Below are 22,814 nucleotides of genomic sequence, written 5' to 3'. Positions count from 1 at the left end.
CCCTCGCGACATTCATCTATTTAACCAAGGATTGATCTAAGGATTTCACCCGCTAAAAAGCTATTCCCGCAACAACCTCACCCCATAAATACCACCCGCAATTGAACCCGGTGCCGCGACAAATTTCAGGGTGTATTTACCTTTGGCTTTTTTTACTAATTCCGCAGGTATCGCATAATCAACGGTGAAAAACTCCTGCGTATTGCCGGTGGATTCCACCTTGGCAATCACCACATCGTTCAACTGAATTTCAAATTTTCTGCCGGAATCAATTCCTGCGTAGGTGATGCGCAAAGTTTTGGCTTCCTGTTTTTTATCATTTAATTCATAACTGAACCACGCGCGAGTATGGCGCCAGTGACGATTATTGTATAAACCCGCTTCCGCTTGTTCGCCTTTATAAAAATGGTCTGACTCTGGCTGTTGTTCACCAGGGGCAACCTGATCGATGGTTTTGGCTTGCAACTCCAAGCGCGCTTTTTCCTCAGCAGCGGCTTTGGCGCGAGACGTTTCTAAATCCTCCGCGGTGCTGTAGGGCAAGTACAGTGCGTAACGCGATTCGTGTACACGGAAAAACGGGACTAATTCGATCTGCTGGAGATTCTGGCCATTGATTAAACCGCTGGCGTTAAAGGTGAGCGGTTTACCGGCGACGGGTTTTAATTGCTGGATAAATTCATCGCTATTACCCAACAAAAATGGCGCGGCTTCCAGTGGGCATACCTGACCGGAAGCGATATGCCCCATGCGTGAATCATCCGCAAAATAGCTAATTTTTTCGGTCACAAATGGCTGGGCTTTCAGCGCAAGTACAATCGGGCCATGGAGCACCGCGTAATAGTTTGAACCGTCGGGTAATTTTTCCAAGCGCGGTTTCATAGGCAACGCCAATTGCACTTTATCGCCCTTTTTCCAACGGCGCTCGAGCGCAATGTAATCGCCCGGTTGTTGTTTTACGCTCACAGTTTTTCCGTTTACCCGTAATTGCAGTTGACCGGCCTCCACCCAGCGTGGGTAGCGCAATTGCAAGCGAAAACGCTTGCTAGTTTCCATTACCAGTTCGGTAGTTTCTGCATCAGGAAATTGGGTATTTTGGGTAAAGCTTATACCCTGCTCTGCCCAGGTCATACGCGAGGGAATAAATAAATTCAAAAATACTTCGGGTATTTTTTTGTCCAGGTCACGCGCATAAATAAATTCGGCGTATTTGGAATGACTTTCTATACCAGAACCCACACAGCACCACATGCCGTCATGCACTTGCGAATACTTGCGGTAATGATTGGGGCGCATAGAGGTGAAATATACCAAGCCGCCAGTTTGTGGATGCTGGGAGGACAAAATATGGTTGTACAAGGCGCGTTCGTAATAATCCACGTATTTCATCGCCGGATTGTTTTTACTTTTTTTCATATCCGCTGCTGAGTTATCCCTTGAAGATAAAAACAACAACTGGGTGAGTTTGAGCATATTGTAGGTATTGCAGGTTTCTGGCCCCTCTACATCCTCAATCATCGCCGTGAAATCATGGCTATCGTGAAAGTGTTCTTTCACACTGTTGCCACCAATCGCCACGGTGCGTTTGTCTACTACAGTTTGCCAAAAAAACTCTGCGGCTTTATTCCAGCTTTCGTTGTGCGTCGCATCGGCTACTTTTTTAAAGCCAATAATTTTGGGAATTTGGGTATTGGCATGTAGGCCGGTTAATTGATCCTGCTGTTTTTCCAGCGGCTGTAATATCGCTTGGTGGGAAAAAGCCTCCGCCAGTTTCAAATATTTTTTATCGCCCGTGATTTCTGCCACATCCACAAATACTTCATTCATACCACCGTGTTCGGTGCGCAGCATGGTTTGCATTTGCTCAGGTGATAATTTTTTGGTGAGTTCAATAGTCCAATCAGACAAACGCACCAACATTTTTTTGGCGTCTTCGTTGCCTGCATATAAATAAGCATCGCGCAGGCCAGCATAGATTTTATGCAGGTTGTACCAGGGCACCCAACGCTCGTTAGTGGAAAAGTTGTCGGCGCGAATATCACCGCGCGCAATTTCACTCCACATTGTATTGCTGTCAGGAATACCGCCAATGTAACCACTGCCTAGCTTGTCCTGGCATTTTTTTAATTCCGCAATTACATAGTTCAACCGCTGCAGCACCACGTCGTCTTTGGTCGCGGCATAGAGCAAGGCCAGCGCCGTCACATAATGCCCGCCCATGTGGCCATCCAGCCCGGTGGATTCCCAATTGCCGTAAGTCTCTTTAAACGGCAAGCCCGCCTCACGGCGAAATGGTGCCAGTAATTTTTCGGTATCCAGCGCCATTAAATAATCTTTGTTGGTATTTTGCGCTTGCAGAAATGGGCTATCGAGCAATTGCACATCGCGGGCGGGGGCTAGTTCAAGGGCGGAAGCAGAAGCGGCTAGCAAACCAGTCGCTAGCAACAGATGACAAAAAGGCTTGATCAAAAACATGGTGGTATTCTCTGGTGGTATATTTATGTTGGTGCATTATTTTGTATTACAATACTACCATTATAAGATCAAAAACCCGCTCTGCCAGAGGTTAAAAAATGCAAACCGCAATACCCAAATCGATTGCTATTGTTGGCGGCGGCACTGCCGGCTGGATGGCGGCTTCAATATTGTTGCACGCGTGGAAAACACACCAAGTGGAAATCACGCTCGTTGAGTCTGAGGACATTGGCATTATTGGCGTAGGTGAAGGTTCAACACCTGCGCTGCGAAAATTTTTTAGCTATCTGCACATTGCCGAAAAAGAATGGATGCCCGCCTGCAACGCCACCTATAAAGCTGGAATCTATTTTGATAATTGGGGCGAAACTCCCGGATATGAAAGTTATTTCCACCCGTTTTATACCGCTTGGGATCAGGAAGGTGCTTACGCTTTTGTAGCAGCGGCCAACTCACAGCGACTGGGCAATAATCAGCAGGCACACCCCAACCCTTATTTCCTCGCTTATCACCTTGCACAGGCAAACAGAGCACCCCTACCTGTTGATCCGCAGCTGGGTAATCAGGTCAATTACGGATATCACTTTGATTCAGCGTTGCTGGGAAAGTTTTTGCGTGACCGCGCCAAACAACTGGGACTGACCCACCTCATCGACAATGTAGAACAAGTAACACTTACCGCTGAGGGTGACATAAGCAGTATCCAAACCCGACAACACGGCAGCATAGGTGCTGATTTTTTTATCGATTGCACTGGCTTTGCCAGTTTGTTGATGGGTAAAACCCTGCTGGAACCTTTTTTATCGTTCAAAGAAAATTTATTTAATGATGCAGCGGTAACACTACCAACAGCGATTGATGAAGAGATCGTACCAGCCACACGGTCAACTGCTTTAGGTTATGGTTGGGCATGGAAAATCCCACTCACTAACCGCTACGGTAATGGCTATGTTTACAGCCGGGATTTCATCTCCCCCGAACAGGCCGAGCAGGAATTGCGCAATCATTTGGGCGATGTCGCTAAAGATTCACCGGCACGTCACTTAACCATGCGCGTTGGTCGCATTCATAATCACTGGAAAAAGAATTGTTTGGCGGTTGGGCTATCCCAAGGCTTTATCGAACCACTTGAGGCTACAGCTCTGGCAATCGTGCAATCCACGTTGGAAAATTTTGTAGATTGTTTTGACCAGCCAGTTAGCGAAACAACCAAAGAAAACTACAACAATTACATTAACGAATTAATTGACGGAATTCGCGATTACATTGTTACCCATTATCTGCTCAACACCCGAACCGATACCACCTACTGGCGCGCTTGCCGCGAACAAGCCAAACCATCGACCAAGCTGGAAGCCTTAATTTCCTGCTGGGATAACCAAGGTGATTTTATGGATTTGTTGTTCAAGCAGCAACGCGCAAAAGTGTATAAACCTGAATCTTGGTTTTGCATTTTCGCGGGCATGGGGCGTTTTACCCATTTACGCACAACCAAAGCAAACATAACGCCAACCAACATAGAGTTAACCTTGCAGGAAAAATTAAACAACATCGGCAATTTATATTTTATTGATCACAAAAAACGTTTGAACATCCATTGCTAATATTTACAATGGCTTTTCTATTACTTCGTTTTTATTTTTAAATTTTCAATTCATTAATTATAAAAAAGGCCGCTCAAATTGAGCGGCCTTTTCATTTCCAACAGTTATTCGGCTAACCTAGAAAGAAGCGCGAATACCAGCAGAAACAGTTTTAGCAAAACGAACGGTATCACGGTTAAACAAAGTGGCATCGCCGAAATAATCCTGGAAGTTGTCACCAAAGATATTGGTAGCATCCAAGGTCAGGATAATATCGTCGGTCACGTTGTAGCTCATGCTCACGTCAGTTGAACCGTAGTCTTGCGCCATAATTTCGATTGGCATACTGCAACAGAAGTTTTCACCGCCCTTAAATGCATCGCGATAGACGTAGGAAATACGTGCACCGAATTTTTCTTTTTCATAGGCTAATGCCACCGAATAAGATTTTTTGGATACATTAAACAGCTCGGTCTTCGCAGCACCTGACTCAGGCTTCAACTCACCATCAATATAAGTGTAGCTGGATTGGACACCCAAACCTTGCAATACCGCCGGTAAGTTATCCGGGAAATATTGGAAGCCCACTTCATAACCGGTGTAGTCACTTTCACCAGAGTTTTCAGGGCGATCCAATCGGTAAGGCACACCACCGATATCAACGATGGTAGTTTTACGCACGATAGTGTCGGTGAAATTGCGATTGAAAATAGTTCCGGTCAGGGCGCTGTCTTCTGCAAAATACCATTCCAAAGCAACATCAAAGTTAGTTGCCACAATGGGCTCAAGATTCGGGTTGCCGCCGCTACCAGTGCCTTGATTGATTTGACCAGCGATAGGTGCACGCAAGGTCAATGCAGGGTTCAAATCACCGAAAGCAGGACGAGTCAGTGTTTGTGAGGCGTTAATACGACCAGTAAGCGTATCGGTCAAACTGATGCGGAAAGACGCGTTTGGCAATACCACTGTGTCGTCAGCATTCAAGGTTACCTGGGTGGCAACATTGGTGTCGCCATCAATTTGGAAACCTGTCAAATCAGAAGAGGTGTTTACAACACGGCTTCCCACCACACCATCAACTGCTTTGCCAGCCACATCGAATGCGTAGTGGAATTGTCCATAGATCGCCGTAGTATCTTCAGTAATATCGAAGTAGCGAGTAGGGTCATACGCCGGTCTGCCGGTGTAGTTGAAACCCACAAGGTTGCGCAATGTATCCTGATTTTCTGCATCCAACATCCAGTCAACTGATGGTGTCAGCCACTGGCGAGGAAATGTCACTACACCACTCATGAAATTGCCCGGCGTCTTATCAACAATGCCATTCAGACGTGGATCGGACAGCAATGGGCCGCAGCAACGCACATTTTGCACGTCCTGATTTTCCGCATTGCGCGAACTATAACGCACACCAAATTCAAATTTTTCAATCGGCCCAAAGTCAACAAGATAATCGGCATCCACTTTCGCAGCGTAAGCTGTGCCCTTGGAATGAGTCCAACCATCAAAGAAGGTCGCAACACCCACACCGTCAATGCTGGTTAAATCGAGATCACCGTAATCCAACGCCACTGCACCATTTTGGTTGAAGTCAACATTCAGGGTAGGCGCATTTCTGGTGAAATCGAGAATCAAACCGGTGTTATCAAAGGTAGATGTTTGATAATTCAAGTCAGCTTTGACATTCAGCTTGTCATTCGCATCCCAGTTCAAACCCGTGGTGTACTGCATACTTTCAGTTTCAGCTTCATATGCTTGCGTACTGGTCAGCAAAAATGCATTAACGGTTTGGGCAGTTTTAACAACATTAGTGCCTTCATGATAGGTGTAACTTGTGCCAGGTTTTTGTTGCGCATCGGTACGAGTAAACAGGAAGGACATATTGCCTTTGCCTTCGTAGCCTTGGTATGACATATCCAGATAGGTTTCCAGGCTGTCACTCGGCGCCCACTGTAATGACACATTCACTGCAGGGCGCTTGTTCAAGCCGTAACGATCCCACGCACCCGCCGCATCGCGCATCAATACATAATCATTGTCGGGTGAAGTGTCCAGCGCTACGCCAGGTGTGGAGCCAGCAATAGGCACACCAGTTTCTGTGTAGGGGAAAAAGCCGCCGCCCCATACTGCCTCTTCACGATAATTACTTTCCATGTAAGCAACGTTCAGTAATGCACCGAATTCACCCGCACTGGTATCCCAGCGATTACTAACCAATGCACTCAGGTTTGGATCGGTTTCTTCAGACTGATCGTTGTAAGTTCCTTTCAAAGAAACTGCAGTTTTGAAACCATCAAAATCAAATGCACGACGCATGCGCACGTTAACAACACCGCCTACGCCGCCTTCAATCATATCGGCAGAAGTGGACTTATAAACTTCGATACCTGCTACTAGAGTTGCAGGAATATCCTGCAGTGCCATACCGCGGCCGACACCGGTAAATACTTGCTGACCATTAATAGTTGTAACAATGTCGCCAGAACCACGAATTACTACGCTACTACCTTCGCCTTTAACATCCACACCCACCTGCACACCAGTGATGTGTGACATAGCTTCAATTACGTTGTTGTCAGGGAATTTACCAATGTCTTCAGCAACAATTGCATCAACAATTTGGGTGTTCTCGCGTTTGATATCCAACGCTTTGGACATACTGCCGCGAATACCGGTAACAACAACCTCTTCAAGGCCGTCGTCTTCCTGCGCTACAGCCACGTAGGACGAACCCAAGGCTGCAACCATTGCAATCGATAAACTGAGTGTTTTTTTCTTGAACATGACTATCTCCCGTGGTCAATCGCCCTTTTTATTCGGAGTATCCGATGGAGCGATTGTTATTATTAAAACCGGTGTTCTTGCAGCACTGTCTTAGTCTGGCGCGGTATTTCTGCCTGCTCCGCACAAAACGATCAGGCTCGTTTTTGTTAGCCAGCGCCTAATAATTAGGCATATTGTAAGACAATTAAAATACTAGTCTTCACGGCATTTTCCGTCAACAAATGAAAAGTATTTTTTATGTAAAAACACCGGAGCATTACCAAAAGTAGCACTTTCACCCGAGAGCTAGCGCCAAGTGTGCAGAAAACAAGGTTTTATCGCGATGGAGGGTTATTCATTTGGGAACAGCAAGAAAGGCTTGCAAATCGCTATTTGATACAATTTTTATATTACAATAATACCTTGCTTTACGTATGATTATGCCGGGCTTACCCTGGCGCAGGGCGTCACAATAGCCCCAACAATAACTACAGACTGAGAATAAAAGGTAACCCGCATGATTCACTTTTCCACGCTCGATTGGGCTGTGCTAGCTGGCTTTATGCTGTTGCTAGTCGCGGTAGTGGTCTGGTCGCTATTTGAAAAAGAAAAAGACACCTCTGACTATTTTCTGGCAGGCCGCAATGCCGGCTGGCTGGTAATTGGTTCATCCATTTTTGCCTCCAATATCGGTTCGGAACATTTGGTCGGGCTGTCGGGCGCAGGCATGCAAACGGGCATGGCGATGGCGCACTGGGAGTTACAGTCCTGGATTATTTTGTTGCTCGGTTGGATGTTTGCGCCGTTTTACTGGAGCAGCAAGGTGTACACCATGCCCGAGTATATGGAGCGCCGTTACTCGTCCAACTCACGCACTTTTTTGTCGTTTATTTCGCTGGTGAGTTATGTGCTAACCAAAGTATCGGTCACTGTGTATGCCGGTGGTGTGGTACTGAAAACAGTACTCGGCATTGACAGTATGTGGGGTATCGATTTCTTTTGGATCGCGGCTGTTGGTTTGGTGGTAGTGACCGGGATTTACACCGTGCTGGGCGGCATGAAAGCCATTATGTGGACCTCGGTATTGCAAACACCGGTGTTGATTATCGGCTCACTGGTCATTCTGGTCGTAGGCTTGGAGAAGGTGGGCGGCTTTGCTGAACTGGAACGTATCAATGGCGAAAAAATGCATTTGATTCGCGCTGCCAGTGACCCGGATTTTCCTTGGCCGGGTGTTATTTTTGGCTCGTTTATTATCGGCTTTTGGTATTGGTGTACGGATCAATACATTGTGCAGCGTGTGCTTTCCGCCAAAGGGATTCAAGCGGCGCGGCGCGGGACTATTTTTGCGGGCTACTTAAAATTGTTGCCGGTATTTATTTTCCTGTTTCCCGGCATGATCGCTTATGCGTTGCATCAACAAGGGCAAATAAATATTGAGAGTGCAGACCAAGCCTTTGCGGCTCTGGTATCGGAACTATTGCCTTCAGGCATTAAGGGTATTGTGATTGCCGGCTTACTCGCTGCGTTGATGAGCTCCCTGGCCTCGCTGTTTAATTCCTCCGCCACCTTATTCACCATCGATTTTTATAAAAAGTTCAAACCACACGCAAGCGAAACAAAACTCTTGAGCGTAGGGCGCACCGCCACTGTAGTGGTGGTTTTACTCGGCATAGTGTGGATTCCGGTAATGCAAATGGTGTCCGATGTGCTCTACGAATATTTACAGCTAGTGCAAGCGTTGATTGCACCGGGCATTGCTGTCGTATTTTTGCTGGGTGTATTTTCAAAACGCATTACACCTGCTGCCGGTTTTATCGGGTTGGTAAGCGGATTTGTATTGGGCATTTTGCGTTTAGTGCTGACCATTTTTAAAGATCAACTCGATCCCGATGGCTTCCTGTACAGCTTGGTGGCCATGAATTGGCTCTACTACTGCTCATTATTATTTGTTGTGATTTGTGTATTAGTTATTGGTGTAAGCCTGTTCACCAAAGTCGCGAGCGATGAGCAATTACAAGGGTTAACCTATGGTTCAATTTCTGCGGCACAGCGCGCTGAAATTCGTGCCGGTATTGATAAGTGGGATGTGATTCATACCCTGATAATTGTGGGGATTACAGCAGCGATTTATGTCCGGTTTTGGTAGCGATATTTAAATCTTTTTTTACAAGCTAATCCCTCTCACCCCCTTTTTTCAAAGGGGGAGGAGAGGGAGGGATTTAACCAGCCTTCGCTTTATAAGCACGAATAATTACGTTAAAACTCTCTGCATAGGCTTTCAAGTCATCCAATTCTTTTTTCTCGGCTGAACGGCTTAACCCAGCGCAACCTAAATAATCCTGCATTGCTTTTACGTAAGCTTTTACATCGTTGTTTGCTTTGACCATCTGTGCACTTACTGCCGTTGCCGGGTCCGGAAATTCCGGTTTGGTGGCCGGTTTACTGCAAGCATAAGCACCGCTGGATAAGGCGGCGGTTAGTGTCAACGCAATTACATATTTTTTCATTGTCTCTCTCCTCTGCTTTATACGCGGAAGCGGCTCACCAACTCGGAAAGCTGGTCGGCTGCGGCTGCCAGATGTTCAGTATTGGTACAAATGCGACTGGAGCTTTGTGCCGACTCCACGGCCACATTGGAAATGCGCTGCACATTTTTTTCGATTTGGCGTGTTGCAGCACTTTGCTGTTCGGACGCGGCAGCAATTTGGTTGGTGCGATCGCGAATCACACTCACGATGGAGGTAATATTTTCCAGCGATACACTCGCTTGCCCCGCTTGTTCCACCGAAGCACCCGCTTGTGCGTTGCCCGCCGACATCATTTCCACTGCTTTGTGCGAACCGGATTGCAAGCGCTCAATCATTTCGCGAATTTCGGTGGTGGATGTTTGCGTGCGCGAAGCCAGGGTGCGCACTTCATCGGCCACTACCGCAAAACCACGCCCCTGTTCACCGGCGCGCGCCGCTTCAATTGCCGCGTTCAGTGCAAGTAAGTTGGTTTGCTCGGCAATGCCGCGAATGACATCCAACACCGAACCAATGCTTTGGGTTTCCTGTTGTAACTGATCAATCACACCCGCAGCCGTTTTAATATCGTTAGAGAGGGATTGGATTTGCCCCATAGTGAGCGCCACTGTTTGTTTGCCAGAAGCGGCAGCACTATCGGCTTGTTGTGATTGGTTGGCGGTTTCACTCACACTTTGGCTAACGTTATCTACCACCGCCGCCATCTCGCGAATCGCCGTAACAATTTGCTGGATTTCGTTTTGTTGATGTTGGATTGCCAATTCATTTTCACGCGCGGTGGCGGACAATACCTGTGCATCTTTGCGCACACTTGCGGCAGTTTGAATCACGTTGCCGATAATGCCCTGCAAACGCTCTACAAAGCGATTAAAACAGCTGGCCAATTCTGCCACTTCATCGCGGCCAGAAACTGGCAAGCGACGAGTCAGGTCGCCCTCACCTTCCGAAATATTGCGCAGTGCTTCCACTATGTTATTGATTGGCCCAACAATACTTTTTTGCACGGCATATGACACCGCCAAGGCCAGCAAGCTGAGCACAATCACCACTACCAACGAGCGATTAAACGCCTGAGCCACAATGGTTTGCACCTCGGCCATATCAATCACCATGGAGATGTACGCCAGGGTTTGGCCGTCGGACTGAATTGCCTCGGTAATAGTTAACTGCCCTTTAGCTTCCGTCATGCCCACGGAAGGCGCTTGTGTAGATATGCGGCTTTTGGCATCGGCCTCGCTCACACCCTGCACATACCAAGCGAAGGGTTTACCGCCGCTGTAAATGGCCGCCGATTGCACACGGGGGCTGAGTTTCAAAGCATTGAGTGACGCCGCTACCGTTGCCGCATCATCGAACGTGATTGCACCTACACTGGCCTCACCCAATACCTGGGCCAGGGTTTGGGTATCCTTAATAATGGTATCGCGCGCCGTCTCGATACCCGATTGAGCCGTTACTATTGCCGTAGCCACCACTGCTGCCACGCAGCTAAGCGTGACGCTTAGGAGGATTTTCATTTTGAGCGATAAATTATTCACACCAACCTCTCAGATAATTTTTCTTATGTCGCTATGATCCAGCACTACCGCACCAGCGGATAATTTGTCAGTCAAATAAAGCTTTATAAAAAAGCCGTATTAACCAGAATTTATCCTTTAGTTTCGATGAAAGCGCTGATGTTTAAGTATAGGTCAATATCGGTAATTGCTATTTACAGAAAACCTGTTAGTCAAAAAAGCAATAAAAAGTGAAGATAGAGTAGTTTCCTGCGACATTCATCACAAAAAAATCACATATCAGATAAATCCGTCCTTTTCTTTATAGCCAACGCGAGCCAAACAGGCAAAAAAAAGCCGCTGACACAAGTGTTAGCGGCATAAAAAGTGATGTCATTAATAAAAATAACATCATCCAACGACAAAGGGATAAGACTCGGGACACATACAACAATCGATAACGGTGGGCACTGTATCGATATCGCTATCTTTTGTGCCCCACCATTTGTATTATTATATATAAATATTAAAAGTAATCCAGCAATTTTTAACCCAAGGTATCCACAATGAAGCCTTTACTAAAACACAGCGCAAAACTCCTCCCCTTTTCAGTGGCGCTGGCACTTGCTGCCTGCGGTGGCGGTGGAGGTGGTTCACCCAGTGCAAACAACCCCACCCCCGCCAGCAGTGCGGCAACCATAAGCAGCAGCGAAATGGCCACTAGTAGCAGCGCGACCAGCATGGCCAGTAGCAGTGCAGTCGCCGGTGAAACCGTGAATATCAATTTTACCAACGCGGCGGTACACGACCCATCAGTGGTAAAAGTAGGCAGTGAGTACTATGTGTTTGGCTCGCATCTGGCTGCCGCCAAAAGTAGCGACCTGATGAACTGGACCAAGGTGGCCGATGGCGTGAACAACCAAAACCCCTTGTTCGGCAATAAGGTCACTACCGAATTGGCAGACACCTTTACCTGGTCAGAGGTAACCGGCTTGTGGGCCGCGGATGTTATCCAGCTGGACGATGGCAAATTCTATTTCTACTACAACTCCTGCAAGGGCGATTCACCCCGCTCGGCGTTGGGTGTAGCGGTAGCCGACAACATTGAAGGCCCTTATGTGAACAAACAAATCATGCTCAAGTCCGGCATGTGGGGTCAGGCCAGTGAAGACGGCACGGTATACGACGCCCAAGTCCACCCCAACGCAGTAGACCCGGATGTATTCTTTGATAAAAACGGCAAGCTGTGGATGATGTATGGTTCCTACTCCGGCGGCATTTTTATTCTGGAGCTGGATGAAACCACCGGCCTTGCCAAACCCGGCCAAGGCTACGGCAAACACCTGTTAGGCGGCCATCACGCGCGCATCGAGGGCGCTTATGTGCTCTATAACGCGCAAACCGGTTACTACTATATGTTCACCTCTTTTGGCGGGCTGGATGCAATTGGTGCCTACAACATGCGCGTCGCGCGCTCGGTGAACCCTGATGGCCCTTATTTGGATGCCGCGGGCACCGACATGTCCACGGTAAAAGGCAACCCCAACAAACTGTTTGACGACGTGCTCTACGCACCTCACGGGCAAAAGCTGATGGGCAATTTCCAGTTCGCGCTAGCCGCTGGCGAGACAGGCACACAACACGGTTATGTTTCTGCGGGGCACAACTCGGCCTATTACGAGGAAGAGTCGGATCAATATTTCCTGATCTTCCACACCCGTTTCCCCGGCCGTGGCGAGCAACATGAAATTCGCACCCACGAACTGTTTTTTAATGCCGATGGCTGGCCGGTCGCGGCGCCCTATCGCTATGTACCGCTCAGCAGCAATCCGACCACATTGGATAAAACCATTGCTGACAGTGAAGTAGCGGGTAGTTACAAATACATCAACCACGGTAAAGACATCAGCGCCACGCTGAAAACCTCATCCACTATTACCCTTAATAGTGATGGCAGTGTGACTGGCGCGGTGAGTGGTAGCTGGAGCGCGCAGGGCAATAATTTAATTGACCTGACACTTGGCAATGAGAGTTTTAAAGGTGTTTTATCGCGCCAGTGGAACCCCAACAGCAAAACCTTCGTGGTGACATTCAGTGCACAATCAACTGCTGGTATTTCTGTGTGGGGCAGCCGGAATAATTAAACCTCCTTCATCATGCCCGCGAACGCGGGTATCCATAAAAAAACCGGGCGCAACGCCCGGTTATTAAGTACAAAGAGGCACTTCCCCCCGTTAGTTTTTCAACTTCACGAGTTTTTAACTTACAACGCGGTTACATCGCCCGTAGAAACATCACAACTGGCGGTATTCCAGTATTCGCCGTACTTGGTGGATGAACTGCCACTTTGCACGCCCTGGAACTCTTCACACACCGGTGGTTTACCGCGCACGTAATTTTTAATCTTCAAGCGACGGATAGTCGCTTTATCGCCAAAGTTGCGGTTCGCACCGGCGATGCTGCCTATCGCCCCGTTGATATTCACATCGTAAACCAACAGATTGCGCGGGCCGCCATTGCTTGAGCAGTTACCGCAGGAGCGCCACAACTTGCCGTTGGTGCCGGTGGCGGTAAAGCCGCCAGCCACAATGGTGGTGCTGTTTTTGGAGTTGTGCTGGAAGATTTTATCGGGTGTGCCACCGTACCCACTGCCCGAGGCGTTATAGGCCGATCCGCCCACGATAGTCATAGTGCCCCCTTCAGATTTATTAGTCGCCGCGTCTTCACAGATGTCATTCCATACCACGTCCGCCAGGGTGCAGTTGCCGCTGTTGCAGTGAATACCGTCCGAACCACCATTGGCCGCAAGCTTCACATTGCGGATGGATGAGTTCCTCAGGGTTAACACCGCCAGCTGGGTTTCGCTGTTACTGGCACAACTCAAGCCAATCGTTTTGCCACCGCAATTAACAAAACGATTGGTTAGCGTGGCGCCCGCAACACATTCACTGGCACTACCCACTTTTTGGAAAGCCCATAACTGCCCGGCTCCACCCCAGTAGCTGAACATATTCACCTCCGCACCGGCATACATATTCATTTGCCACACATCCATTGCGCGGCCGCCGAGTTTGGCGGTGATGGAGTAATAATTATTGCCGGTGTCGTTAATGTACCAGCGCTGGTTATCGGCACCGGTGTAAGTCCACTGGCGAACTTCTGCACCGTCGTTAGTATTCCAACCGTATAAATCCAGCGCTTTACCGCTGTGTACAGCACGAATTGAATAGGTGCCATCGCTCAGGGCAGTCACATCAAACTGTTGGTTATTACCCCCTAACACGAACCATTGCATTACATCCGCACCATCGGCCGTGCTGAAGTTGGCGACGTCCAACGCATTACCGTTGAGCTTGGATACTATGACGTAGCGCCCGGAAGACAGCGCCGCATGGCTGGTGGCACTCAGCAGCATGCTGAACGCCAATACAAAAAATAACGAAATACGTTTCATTGATTCGATCTCCACTTTTATCTTTATTAGGGAATCCACTTATCAGGATTGATAAGCAGCAAGGCGGGAATGCCTCTTTGGATCGACCGGTCTATTGCCTTATAAAATTACGCCTTATTAGTATTATTATATTTTTAAGTGACGATAGAGCTTGGGGGATGGCTTGTAAATAGCAGCCACTCTGCTGAGCAAAATTTAGTCACACAAAACCACATGCAACAAAAAGGCACCCGAAGGTGCCTTTTTGTACCGATTTATGAACTTATCAAGACGACTTACTCCGCAGAGTCCCGTGCGTTAATAATTGCTACGTCATCTGCAGTTAACACTTCGTCATAGATTTTCAGCTCGTCAACTTGACCGTTATAGGGGATATCCCAATAGTTCACACCCAATGCAAAGTGAGTATCACCTGCAGGGGTAAATACGTCGGGGAATCCCGCCATAGTGCTGGTTTGTGCACCGTTGATGTAGGTAGTCAACCTGCCGTTTTCCACTACCATCACCAAATGACTCCAGCTGCCGGTTGGGATCTTGGCGTTGAATGTCCCGTCATACCAAGCAGTACCTGACCAGAGCATAGTGTTTTGCGCATCACCCGGGCCACGCGGTACCACGCTAATCCAACTAGAGTCAGTCGCCCAACCAAAGAACGCCGGTGTGTACTGGGTTCCCGCAGCCAAGTTCAGCCAGATCGAGATACTATAAGAGTGATCGTTGATCAGGTTGTCAGGCAAGAGCACACCCGAGTTACCATCCAGCACCAGTGCCTTGCCCTTGGCGCCGTCCACATAGCTGACTGAACCGCCAGCGACATTGACGCGATTGCCTACCACTGTGCCGTCTGCATACACACCGCTGGTTTCGCTCAAATCATCTTCAAATGAGAAAGTAGCCAGTGGCACTGGAGGCGCCTTGGATTTCACCACCACTTCAAACGCTTTCGTTTCGGTGAGGCCGCCGTAGCTCAGGGTTGCCATAAGTGTTGCGGTTGCATCCGGCTCGGTAGCACTGGGCTGGGTAATGGTTCCTACGGCATCTATTGCGCTTTGATTACTGGAGGACCAGCTGATGGCCACACCATAAGCACCCGCCAATGGCAGATCTATATCGCTCTTCAAGCCCGACAGGTCGCCCAGCTCCAAGCCCGCTTTGGCGGCAGCAAGTACATCAACAGCGGGCATATTGCCTGGCTCACGCAAACCAACCTCTTCGGGAGTCAGCACGGTATTGTAGACTTTGAAGTCGTCAATCAGACCGTTGTAGGGAGTATCCCAGTAGTTCACACCTAAACCAAAGATGCCAACATTGTTGCTAAATAAATCGACTACACCATTAGCCGTACATTTCTTCACACCATCCAAATAAACCGTGGCCAGGCCCTGATCTACTGAAAGCGTAACCTGAGTCCACTCATTTAATGGCAGTGCCACACCAGAAGCACACCAGGTATCACCTACTCCAACGGCAGTGGATATATGCCATACCTTGAAGGTTTGATCCCACCAGGTTTCCAATGGCAGACTGATCCAATCAAAACCAACAGCACCAAAGAAACTGGCGGTAAACCAGGTTTTGGCAGCAGGTTTCAACCAGTAAGAGATGGTGTATTGGTAGTTATTGATAATGCCATCGGGCAGGCGCACGCCGTAGTTATTGAGGCTGATGGCCTGACCATCGCGCCCTTCAACATAAGCCGCCACTCCGCCGGTATTGTCGATACGATCGCCCGTTGTGGTAGCGCTGGCGAAAGTGCCGGTAGCATCGACCAAATCACCATCAAACTTGAATTGCGCGGTCGCTGGAGCCAAACGCAACGCCAATACTTTTACCACCATGCTCTTGGTTTGGGTTTGACCATTCAAGGTGATAGTGGCAGTCAGGGTTACATCCTGATCACCGGCAGTTGCACTGGGGCGATTGACGTGAGCGACACCAGTTAACTCACCGGTTTTTTTGTCCCGCTTGAGGTTAATCACCGCCGGATTACTCGATACCCAGGTAATCTCGGCTGCACGGGTACCGCGCAATGGCACAGTCATGGTTGGATCTACGTATTCCGCAGGCAAGGACAAATCATCTGCAATTGCCGTCAGGTTTTCGCCGGTAGTACGCGCTTCCAACTGGGAGCCCCACACCGACACACCTTTAGTCGATATCGCAGAGAAAGTTGGTACCAAACGCGCTGCCGCTGCATCCCACTGCCACGCCATTACACCTTCATAGGTATCACTACCCAACACCAGGGTAATGCGCTTGTTGTCAGTGTCCGACAGGCGATAGTAACCACTCACTTCACCAGTGATGGTGCGGTCGTCGTTCAGGCGGATATAAACCGAGTTATGAGCGACAGAATTAGTATCCAGGCCGTGATTGATGAAACGGTAATCGCCCACCAGATCATTAGCATCCACCACGTTAGTACCCTCGATAGGCGCATAACGCTGTGGAGAGGAGACTAACCAACCGTCTTTATTGACCCACATTTCATGCACACGCACCGAGTGCTCTTCGCCGCGATTCGGAAACCGCGTATGGGTGACTAACAAAGTCTTTTTGGTTGCTGCATCGTAGTAAGCAGAGTTATGACCTGGCGCCAAATAACCCCAGCTGTCGGTAACATCGCCCACTTCAGAGACAAAGTTAAAGCCGCCCATTAACTTCACACCGTATTTGCTAAGCGTTTCGGTATTGGTCTTGGCGAGTAACATGTCATTACCTGCCGCATCCAAATAGGGGCCATCGGGATTTTTGGAGCGGGAAACACGGATGTTGTAGCCACCGGTTGCGTTATAACCACCGATTGAGGTGAACATGTAGTAGTAGTCGGCGTCCGGGTTGTAGACGATAAAAGACCCTTCAACCGCAGCAAGGCCGCCTCCGGTCAAAGGCTTACCGTAACCTTGACCAGCCTCAGGTTTGCCAGTGGTTTCATCCATTCTCAGGATGAAAATGCCCCCGGAATAGGAACCGTAGACCATCCACATTTGATTGTTTTTGTCATAGAAGGCTGTAGGGTCAATCACGTTCGGATCCTTGGAACGATCATAGGTGGTTTGACCGTTGTCCAGCGGAAAACTGGCGAACTCCTCTGGCGAACGATAATCAGAGCGTAAAAATATGCCTTTATCGACATAAGGCCCTTCAATGGAGTCTGACTCCGCCAAGCCTAAATACGAACGATGGAAACACACCTCTGTGGGTACAACTTCCCGTGGGTCGTTTTGGCCGCAGTGGTTGTAATAAAACCAATATTTGCCGTTGGGCGCCTGAATCACATTGGCAGCCCAGTTACCGACATATCCATCGGTCCAGGCAATACCTTCGGCGATCTCAGATGAATAGGTATTGAATAGCGGGTTTTGGTCGTTTACACCGTCAGCCACACGTGTCCAAGACATCAAATCAGTGGATTTTGCCACTGATAAATGCGAGCCAAACACGTAAAAAGTGCCATCAGCTGCTTTAATAACAGAAGGGTCATGCACCGCCATGTCGTTGTAAACAATGGCTTCGGCATTGACGGTAGGGTTAGGTAGGCTCACGTTTTCAGGTACAACATTGGCAGGGATTTCACTGCCTTTGTTGTCCGATCCACCACCGCAGGCGGTGACCAGCACGGCGCCACCTATGAGGAGCGCTAGTTTATGAAGTTTCATCGGGTAACCTCTCACTGTAGTTATTACTTATTAGTTGGGTCAGATATTAGGTAGTAACTGATGAGCCACATCATTAGTCATACAATAATACTAACAATTATGGTGTCACAAAGTTTTCAGCGAGTAAACACCTATGAAAGCAATTTCATCAGTTGACACCAAAATAGTCATACAATAGTATTATATTTGAAAGATAAATATAACTAGGCTCTTTTTGTCTGTGGCCACGCACAGACAGCCCTCAGGCCAAACTTTCCCCCTTCTGCCGGCACCTGCCTGCAGGATCGACAAGCTGGTACTGAGAAAGAGCCGCAAAACTCAACTACACGTGAGGTCACCCCATGTTCCAGCGTTCCGCGCTCAGCAGCGCTATTACTTTTGTCGTAGCTTTGGCCAGCCAGCCGCTCTATGCACAAGACAGCGCACCCACTAACAACGAAACCGATTTGGAAGAAGTTGTTGTTACCGGTATTCGTGGCAGCTTAACCAAAGCACTTGATATCAAGCGCAATGAAATTCAAATCGTCGATGCCATCATTGCAGAAGACATCGGCAAATTTCCCGATAACAACGTCGTTGAAGCACTGCAACGTGTCACCGGTGTACAGGTCACCGGCCGCGGCGGCGGTGAAGTAGACGGCGTGACTATTCGCGGTCTGGGCGACGTATCCACTACCGTTAATGGTCGCCAGATTTTTACCTCTACCGGCCGTTCGGTGGCACTTGCGGATATCCCTGCAAGCCTGCTTAACCGTGTTGATGTGTATAAAACCCGTTCCGCCGATCAACTCGAAGGCGGCATTGCCGGCAATATCGATATCAAAACCCACCGCCCTTTCAATTTTGACGACACCAAAGTCGTGATGGCGGCGCGAGGCATTTACCAATCCACATCGGAAGAAATCGATCCCAATGTCAGCATGCTGGCCAGTGATAGATGGGAAACCAGTGTTGGTGAGTTCGGCGCACTGATTAACCTCTCTTATGCCGAAACCAACTACCGCGATGAAAATATCTGGATCGGTTCGCTCGACCCCTACAACGCCGACACCTATGGTGTGATTCGCAGTACCGAAGGCGGTTATCAAGCGGGAACTGATCAGGGACTATCATCAGCCCCCGGCTCTACCCTGAATGTCAACGGCGTTCCTACCGAATATGTATTGCTGCGCGATGCCATGGGCTTCACCGATTTCACCGGTAAACGCGAGCGTCCGGCCGCTAATATTTCACTGCAGTACGCACCTAATGACAACTCTGAGTATCTGTTTGAAACCTTTTACAACGGTTATCGCAACCAGGCATTTAACTCGTTGGTATTCATCAATACCAACGGCGCGAGCCATTTCCGCAATCCCGATCTTTACCCCAATTCCAACGTGGTAAAAACCAACTACATTAATAACGCCAATATGTTCACCTCGGGCGATGGCTCAAGTGGCCATACCGACAGCTGGGTTTATGCACTGGGCGGTAAGTGGGAGATTAATGATCGCCTGAAAGTGGAATCTGAAATTGTCCATCAGACCAGCGACTACGAAGGCCGCTTTTTTGCCATGCGCACCGACTCGGTACGCGATCGCTTAGTGGTCGACTTTAATTACGACGATGGCTTGCCATTGGTGGCATTCCTGGATGACGAAAACACACCCAATATCGACGAAAGTGATTTAACCAATCCCGCCGAGTGGAGCATGAGCACCGCTTATGACAACGGCCCAACCGATAGCGGTGAAGCAACCACCTTTAATATCGATGCCGATTACGAGACCGATTGGGGCCCCATCAAACAGCTCAGCGCCGGCTTGCGCTATGACGATCGCGGTGCAAAATCCAAATACAAAGACCAGAGCGGTGGCTGTAAATCAGAAACGGGTTGTGATCTGACGTTGCTGCCAGGTTTGGTGAACATCAGTAAATCCGGCTTCTTTGAAGGCAAAGCCTATGTACCCAGCCAATGGTTGGCGGCAGACGGCAATTACCTGCTGGAAAACTCCGATGAAATCCGTGCGCTCTACGGTTTCCAGGCGGGCGGCTCGGATTATCAACCCGGCAGTATTTTCAATATTAATGAAGTAACCGCCTCCGCCTATTTACAAGCAGATTACGAATTCTCACTGTTTGATAAACCATTGGACGGCCAAGTCGGCGTGCGTTTTGTGCAAGTTGATACCGACATGGACTTCTTTGAAAACGCAAACGGTGACGGCGTAACCTGGGCTCCGATTAATGACGAAGCCAGTGAAAGCCGTGCACTGAAAAATCTGGTTATTCGCTACTCATTTACCGATGACCTGATCACTCGCTTTACCTACGGCGAAACTATCCGTCGCCCCGGTTATGGTGATCTCAACCCGGCACGCACCTACCGCCCAACCACCACTGGCCTGGAATTTGGCACTGCCAGCGGCGGCAACCCAGACTTGAAACCTGCAGAATCAGTGAACTATGACTGGTCGCTGGAATACTACTTCGCCGAATCCAGCTCGCTCTATGCGGTACTGTTCCGTCGCGATGTAGAAGGTTTTGTCGCCAGTGCAGTCACCAACATTGAAGTAACCGGCAACGCCAACCCGGACCTAAACGGCAAATACCGCTTAACCCTCCCCTCCAATACCTCTAATGGTCAGTTGAATGGTGTGGAAGTAGGCTTGGTGTATTTCCCTGACAACCTGCCAGAACTGCTGGACGGTTTGGGTGTGCAGGCCAGCTTCACCCTGCTTGACGGCGAAACCTACGACCCGGTATTTGATGAAAACAACAACATAGTCGAGCGCACCACCAATGATATGTACGGTGTGTCTGACACCTCTTACAGTGTGGTGCTCGCCTATGAAAAAGAACGTTTTGACGCCCGCCTGTCCTATGTATGGCGCGACGATTTCAAAACCGGCTTTAACGGTTGCTGCGCTATGCCCGGCGGTGTTTGGTCGGCCTCAGAAGCGAGCATGGATTTCCAGCTTAGCTATGACATAACCGATAATCTGGTAGTCACCTTCGATGCCACCAACATTACCGATGAAATTTATCAGGGCTACTACACCGACGATTATTTGTATAACAACGGCGCCTCCATTTTTGCCCGTACTTATGCTTTAGGTGCGCGTTACTCGTTCTAAAATCTGGCGAGTAACGCAAACAAAAAGGCCGCTGTTTCCAGCGGCCTTTTTGTTTTATGTCCGATCCAGCAGATTAACTTAACTGGCTGATCTTGCTTTGAAATCGCGGATAACCTGGTTGAAGTCATCGGCAAATTTTTTCAAATCATCCAACTCTTTTTTCTCTTCGCTGCGCGCCAAACCGGCACAGCCCAAGTAGTCCTGCACGCCTTGCACATAGGCTTTTACATCGTTGTTTGCTTTAACCATCTGTGCGGTAACCACTGTGGCAGCATCGGGAATTTCTGGTTTGGCAGCGGGCTTGGCGCACGCCGAGGCCAGTGAAGACACCATACAAGAAGCAACAAAACCAACAGCAACAACCAACGATTTCATAAACCTTCCTCTAGAAAAGTAGATCGACAATTAAAAACACGCTCAACCACAACCGTGACCAAGGTCACAAACCTGAGAGTAAGATTAGCAGAGCTGGCATAAAAATCATTATTTTTTATTCCATTTTTATAATAAATAAGCATTTATTTTTGATTTTTTTATTTAATTGGAATAAAAACACCAAAAACGACGTGGTATTGTCTTTTTAAGAAGACGCACCAGCAATGATGAAAAATGCGACAAAATACCGGCGCAGATCCAGGCAAAAAAACCTTATGCCTCAATTGATTCGGCAGGCAACAAAAAGCCCCGCTGCAGCTCACCGCAGCGGGGCTTTTCTCATTGCAATCGGGCAGAGCCGCTTAATCAATCATCGATGGCTTACCAAATACCGGCATGCCTTTGTCGTTCCACTTGAGGGGTTTTACAAAGGTGTGGCGATCCGGATTCCACAGTGGGTCGCCTTCGATTTCGGTGTAGGTGCGCGCATGGTAGACAAGCATTACTGTGTCGCCGTCTTCGCCGTAGGTGAAGCTGTTGTGGCCGGGGCCGAAGATTTTATTAGGAATATCCGAACAGAGCACTGGCTCTTTGGATTTCTCCCAGGACGCGGGATTTAATAAATCCGCATTCTCATCGGCCCACAACAGACCCATTGCATAGTTTTCGTCGGTGGCACTGGCGGAGTAGCTGATAAAAATTTTGCCGTTGCGTTTTAAAATCGATGGGCCTTCGTTTACCCAAAAGCCGCGAATTTCCCATTCGAATTCCGGTTTGCTTAATAGCACTGGCTCACCCGCCAACTGCCAAGGCGTTTTCATGGGCGCGATATACAAATTGGAATTGCCGCGAATGTTCACGTCTTTTTGCGCCCACAAATAATAGAGCACACCCTTGTGGGTAAAGGTGGTAGCGTCCAAACAGAATGTGTCTATACCACTGTCAATCTGGCCCATAAATTCCCACTCGCCTTCAAGCGGGTTAGCATTTTTGTTGCGCACGCAATACATGCGATGCTGAAACAAATCGAATTTAATTTCGCGGCTGGGTGCTGCAGCAAAATACACGTACCAGGCTGATTCGCCGGATTCCGGGTCTTTGTTGAAATGAATTTCCGGTGCCCACAACAATTCGCTGTAAGGGCCAGTGTCAGGTTTGTGCCAAGCATCCACAGTGGGTGCTGTAGCTAATTCGGCAATGGTTTTGGCGCGGCGCAATTCAATGCGATCATACGCCGGCACTGATGCAGTGAAATAATAATAGCCGTCAGTATGTTTATAAATAAACGGATCAGCGCGCTGTGGGATCAGGGGTTTTAATAATTCACTCACAAAAAATCTCCAAACATTTTTTTGATTCATGCAC

At 48.6% G+C, this 22,814-nt stretch carries 12 protein-coding genes; 4 read left to right on the top strand and 8 right to left on the bottom strand.

The window, feature by feature from the left end; genetic code table 11:
• Nucleotides 1-60: 60 nt before the first annotated feature.
• The gene (locus tag O59_RS20245; RefSeq protein WP_007646154.1) at nucleotides 61-2,472 is read right to left on the bottom strand and encodes a glycoside hydrolase family 127 protein; all 2,412 of its coding nucleotides are present in this window, start codon (nucleotides 2,470-2,472) and stop codon (nucleotides 61-63) included.
• Nucleotides 2,473-2,570: 98 nt separating this feature from the next.
• Here O59_RS20245 and O59_RS20240 point away from each other — a divergent pair, with 98 nt between their 5' ends.
• A complete protein-coding gene (locus O59_RS20240) occupies nucleotides 2,571-4,076 on the top strand; it encodes a tryptophan halogenase family protein (protein ID WP_007646149.1) in 1,506 nt (501 codons plus the stop codon).
• Nucleotides 4,077-4,193: 117 nt separating this feature from the next.
• Here O59_RS20240 and O59_RS20235 read toward each other — a convergent pair whose 3' ends face one another.
• Nucleotides 4,194-6,839, bottom strand: a complete 2,646-nt coding sequence (locus tag O59_RS20235) for a TonB-dependent receptor (RefSeq protein ID WP_007646147.1) — start codon at nucleotides 6,837-6,839, stop codon at nucleotides 4,194-4,196.
• Nucleotides 6,840-7,335: 496 nt separating this feature from the next.
• Here O59_RS20235 and O59_RS20230 point away from each other — a divergent pair, with 496 nt between their 5' ends.
• Nucleotides 7,336-8,967 (top strand): sodium:solute symporter, encoded by a 1,632-nt coding sequence (locus O59_RS20230; protein ID WP_007646146.1) that lies wholly within the window; start codon nucleotides 7,336-7,338, stop codon nucleotides 8,965-8,967.
• A 73-nt stretch (nucleotides 8,968-9,040) separates the two neighbouring features.
• Here the strand turns inward: O59_RS20230 and O59_RS20225 are convergent, their stop codons facing one another.
• Both O59_RS20225 and O59_RS20220 read right to left on the bottom strand, forming a co-directional pair.
• Entirely contained in the window at nucleotides 9,041-9,328 is a 288-nt protein-coding gene (locus tag O59_RS20225) for a hypothetical protein (RefSeq protein ID WP_007646143.1), read from the bottom strand.
• A gap of 17 nt (nucleotides 9,329-9,345) precedes the next feature.
• A complete protein-coding gene (locus tag O59_RS20220; RefSeq protein WP_007646141.1) occupies nucleotides 9,346-10,884 on the bottom strand; it encodes a methyl-accepting chemotaxis protein in 1,539 nt (512 codons plus the stop codon).
• A 524-nt stretch (nucleotides 10,885-11,408) separates the two neighbouring features.
• On the opposite strand from O59_RS20220, the gene O59_RS20215 reads away from it, so the two are divergent.
• Entirely contained in the window at nucleotides 11,409-12,986 is a 1,578-nt protein-coding gene (locus O59_RS20215) for a glycoside hydrolase family 43 protein (RefSeq protein ID WP_050977147.1), read from the top strand.
• A 119-nt stretch (nucleotides 12,987-13,105) separates the two neighbouring features.
• Here O59_RS20215 and O59_RS20210 read toward each other — a convergent pair whose 3' ends face one another.
• On the bottom strand, nucleotides 13,106-14,296 hold the full coding sequence (locus O59_RS20210) for an RICIN domain-containing protein (RefSeq protein ID WP_007646136.1): 1,191 nt from the start codon (nucleotides 14,294-14,296) through the stop codon (nucleotides 13,106-13,108).
• 275 nt (nucleotides 14,297-14,571) lie between these two features.
• On the bottom strand, nucleotides 14,572-17,955 hold the full coding sequence (locus tag O59_RS20205; protein ID WP_040393817.1) for a LamG-like jellyroll fold domain-containing protein: 3,384 nt from the start codon (nucleotides 17,953-17,955) through the stop codon (nucleotides 14,572-14,574).
• Nucleotides 17,956-18,296: 341 nt separating this feature from the next.
• On the opposite strand from O59_RS20205, the gene O59_RS20200 reads away from it, so the two are divergent.
• On the top strand, nucleotides 18,297-21,074 hold the full coding sequence (locus O59_RS20200; RefSeq protein WP_007646132.1) for a TonB-dependent receptor: 2,778 nt from the start codon (nucleotides 18,297-18,299) through the stop codon (nucleotides 21,072-21,074).
• Between the two features lie 78 nt (nucleotides 21,075-21,152).
• Here the strand turns inward: O59_RS20200 and O59_RS20195 are convergent, their stop codons facing one another.
• Nucleotides 21,153-21,449 carry a hypothetical protein gene (locus O59_RS20195; protein ID WP_007646130.1) on the bottom strand — a complete coding sequence of 99 codons (297 nt, stop codon included), beginning with the start codon at nucleotides 21,447-21,449 and terminating at the stop codon, nucleotides 21,153-21,155.
• A 362-nt stretch (nucleotides 21,450-21,811) separates the two neighbouring features.
• Entirely contained in the window at nucleotides 21,812-22,780 is a 969-nt protein-coding gene (locus tag O59_RS20190) for a family 43 glycosylhydrolase (RefSeq protein ID WP_040393842.1), read from the bottom strand.
• Nucleotides 22,781-22,814 lie beyond the last annotated feature (34 nt).

This window comes from Cellvibrio sp. BR (genome assembly GCF_000263355.1).
GTDB lineage: Bacteria > Pseudomonadota > Gammaproteobacteria > Pseudomonadales > Cellvibrionaceae > Cellvibrio.
The sequence above is the reverse complement of the archived record's forward strand: the minus strand, read 5'-3'. Positions and strand labels throughout refer to the sequence as shown.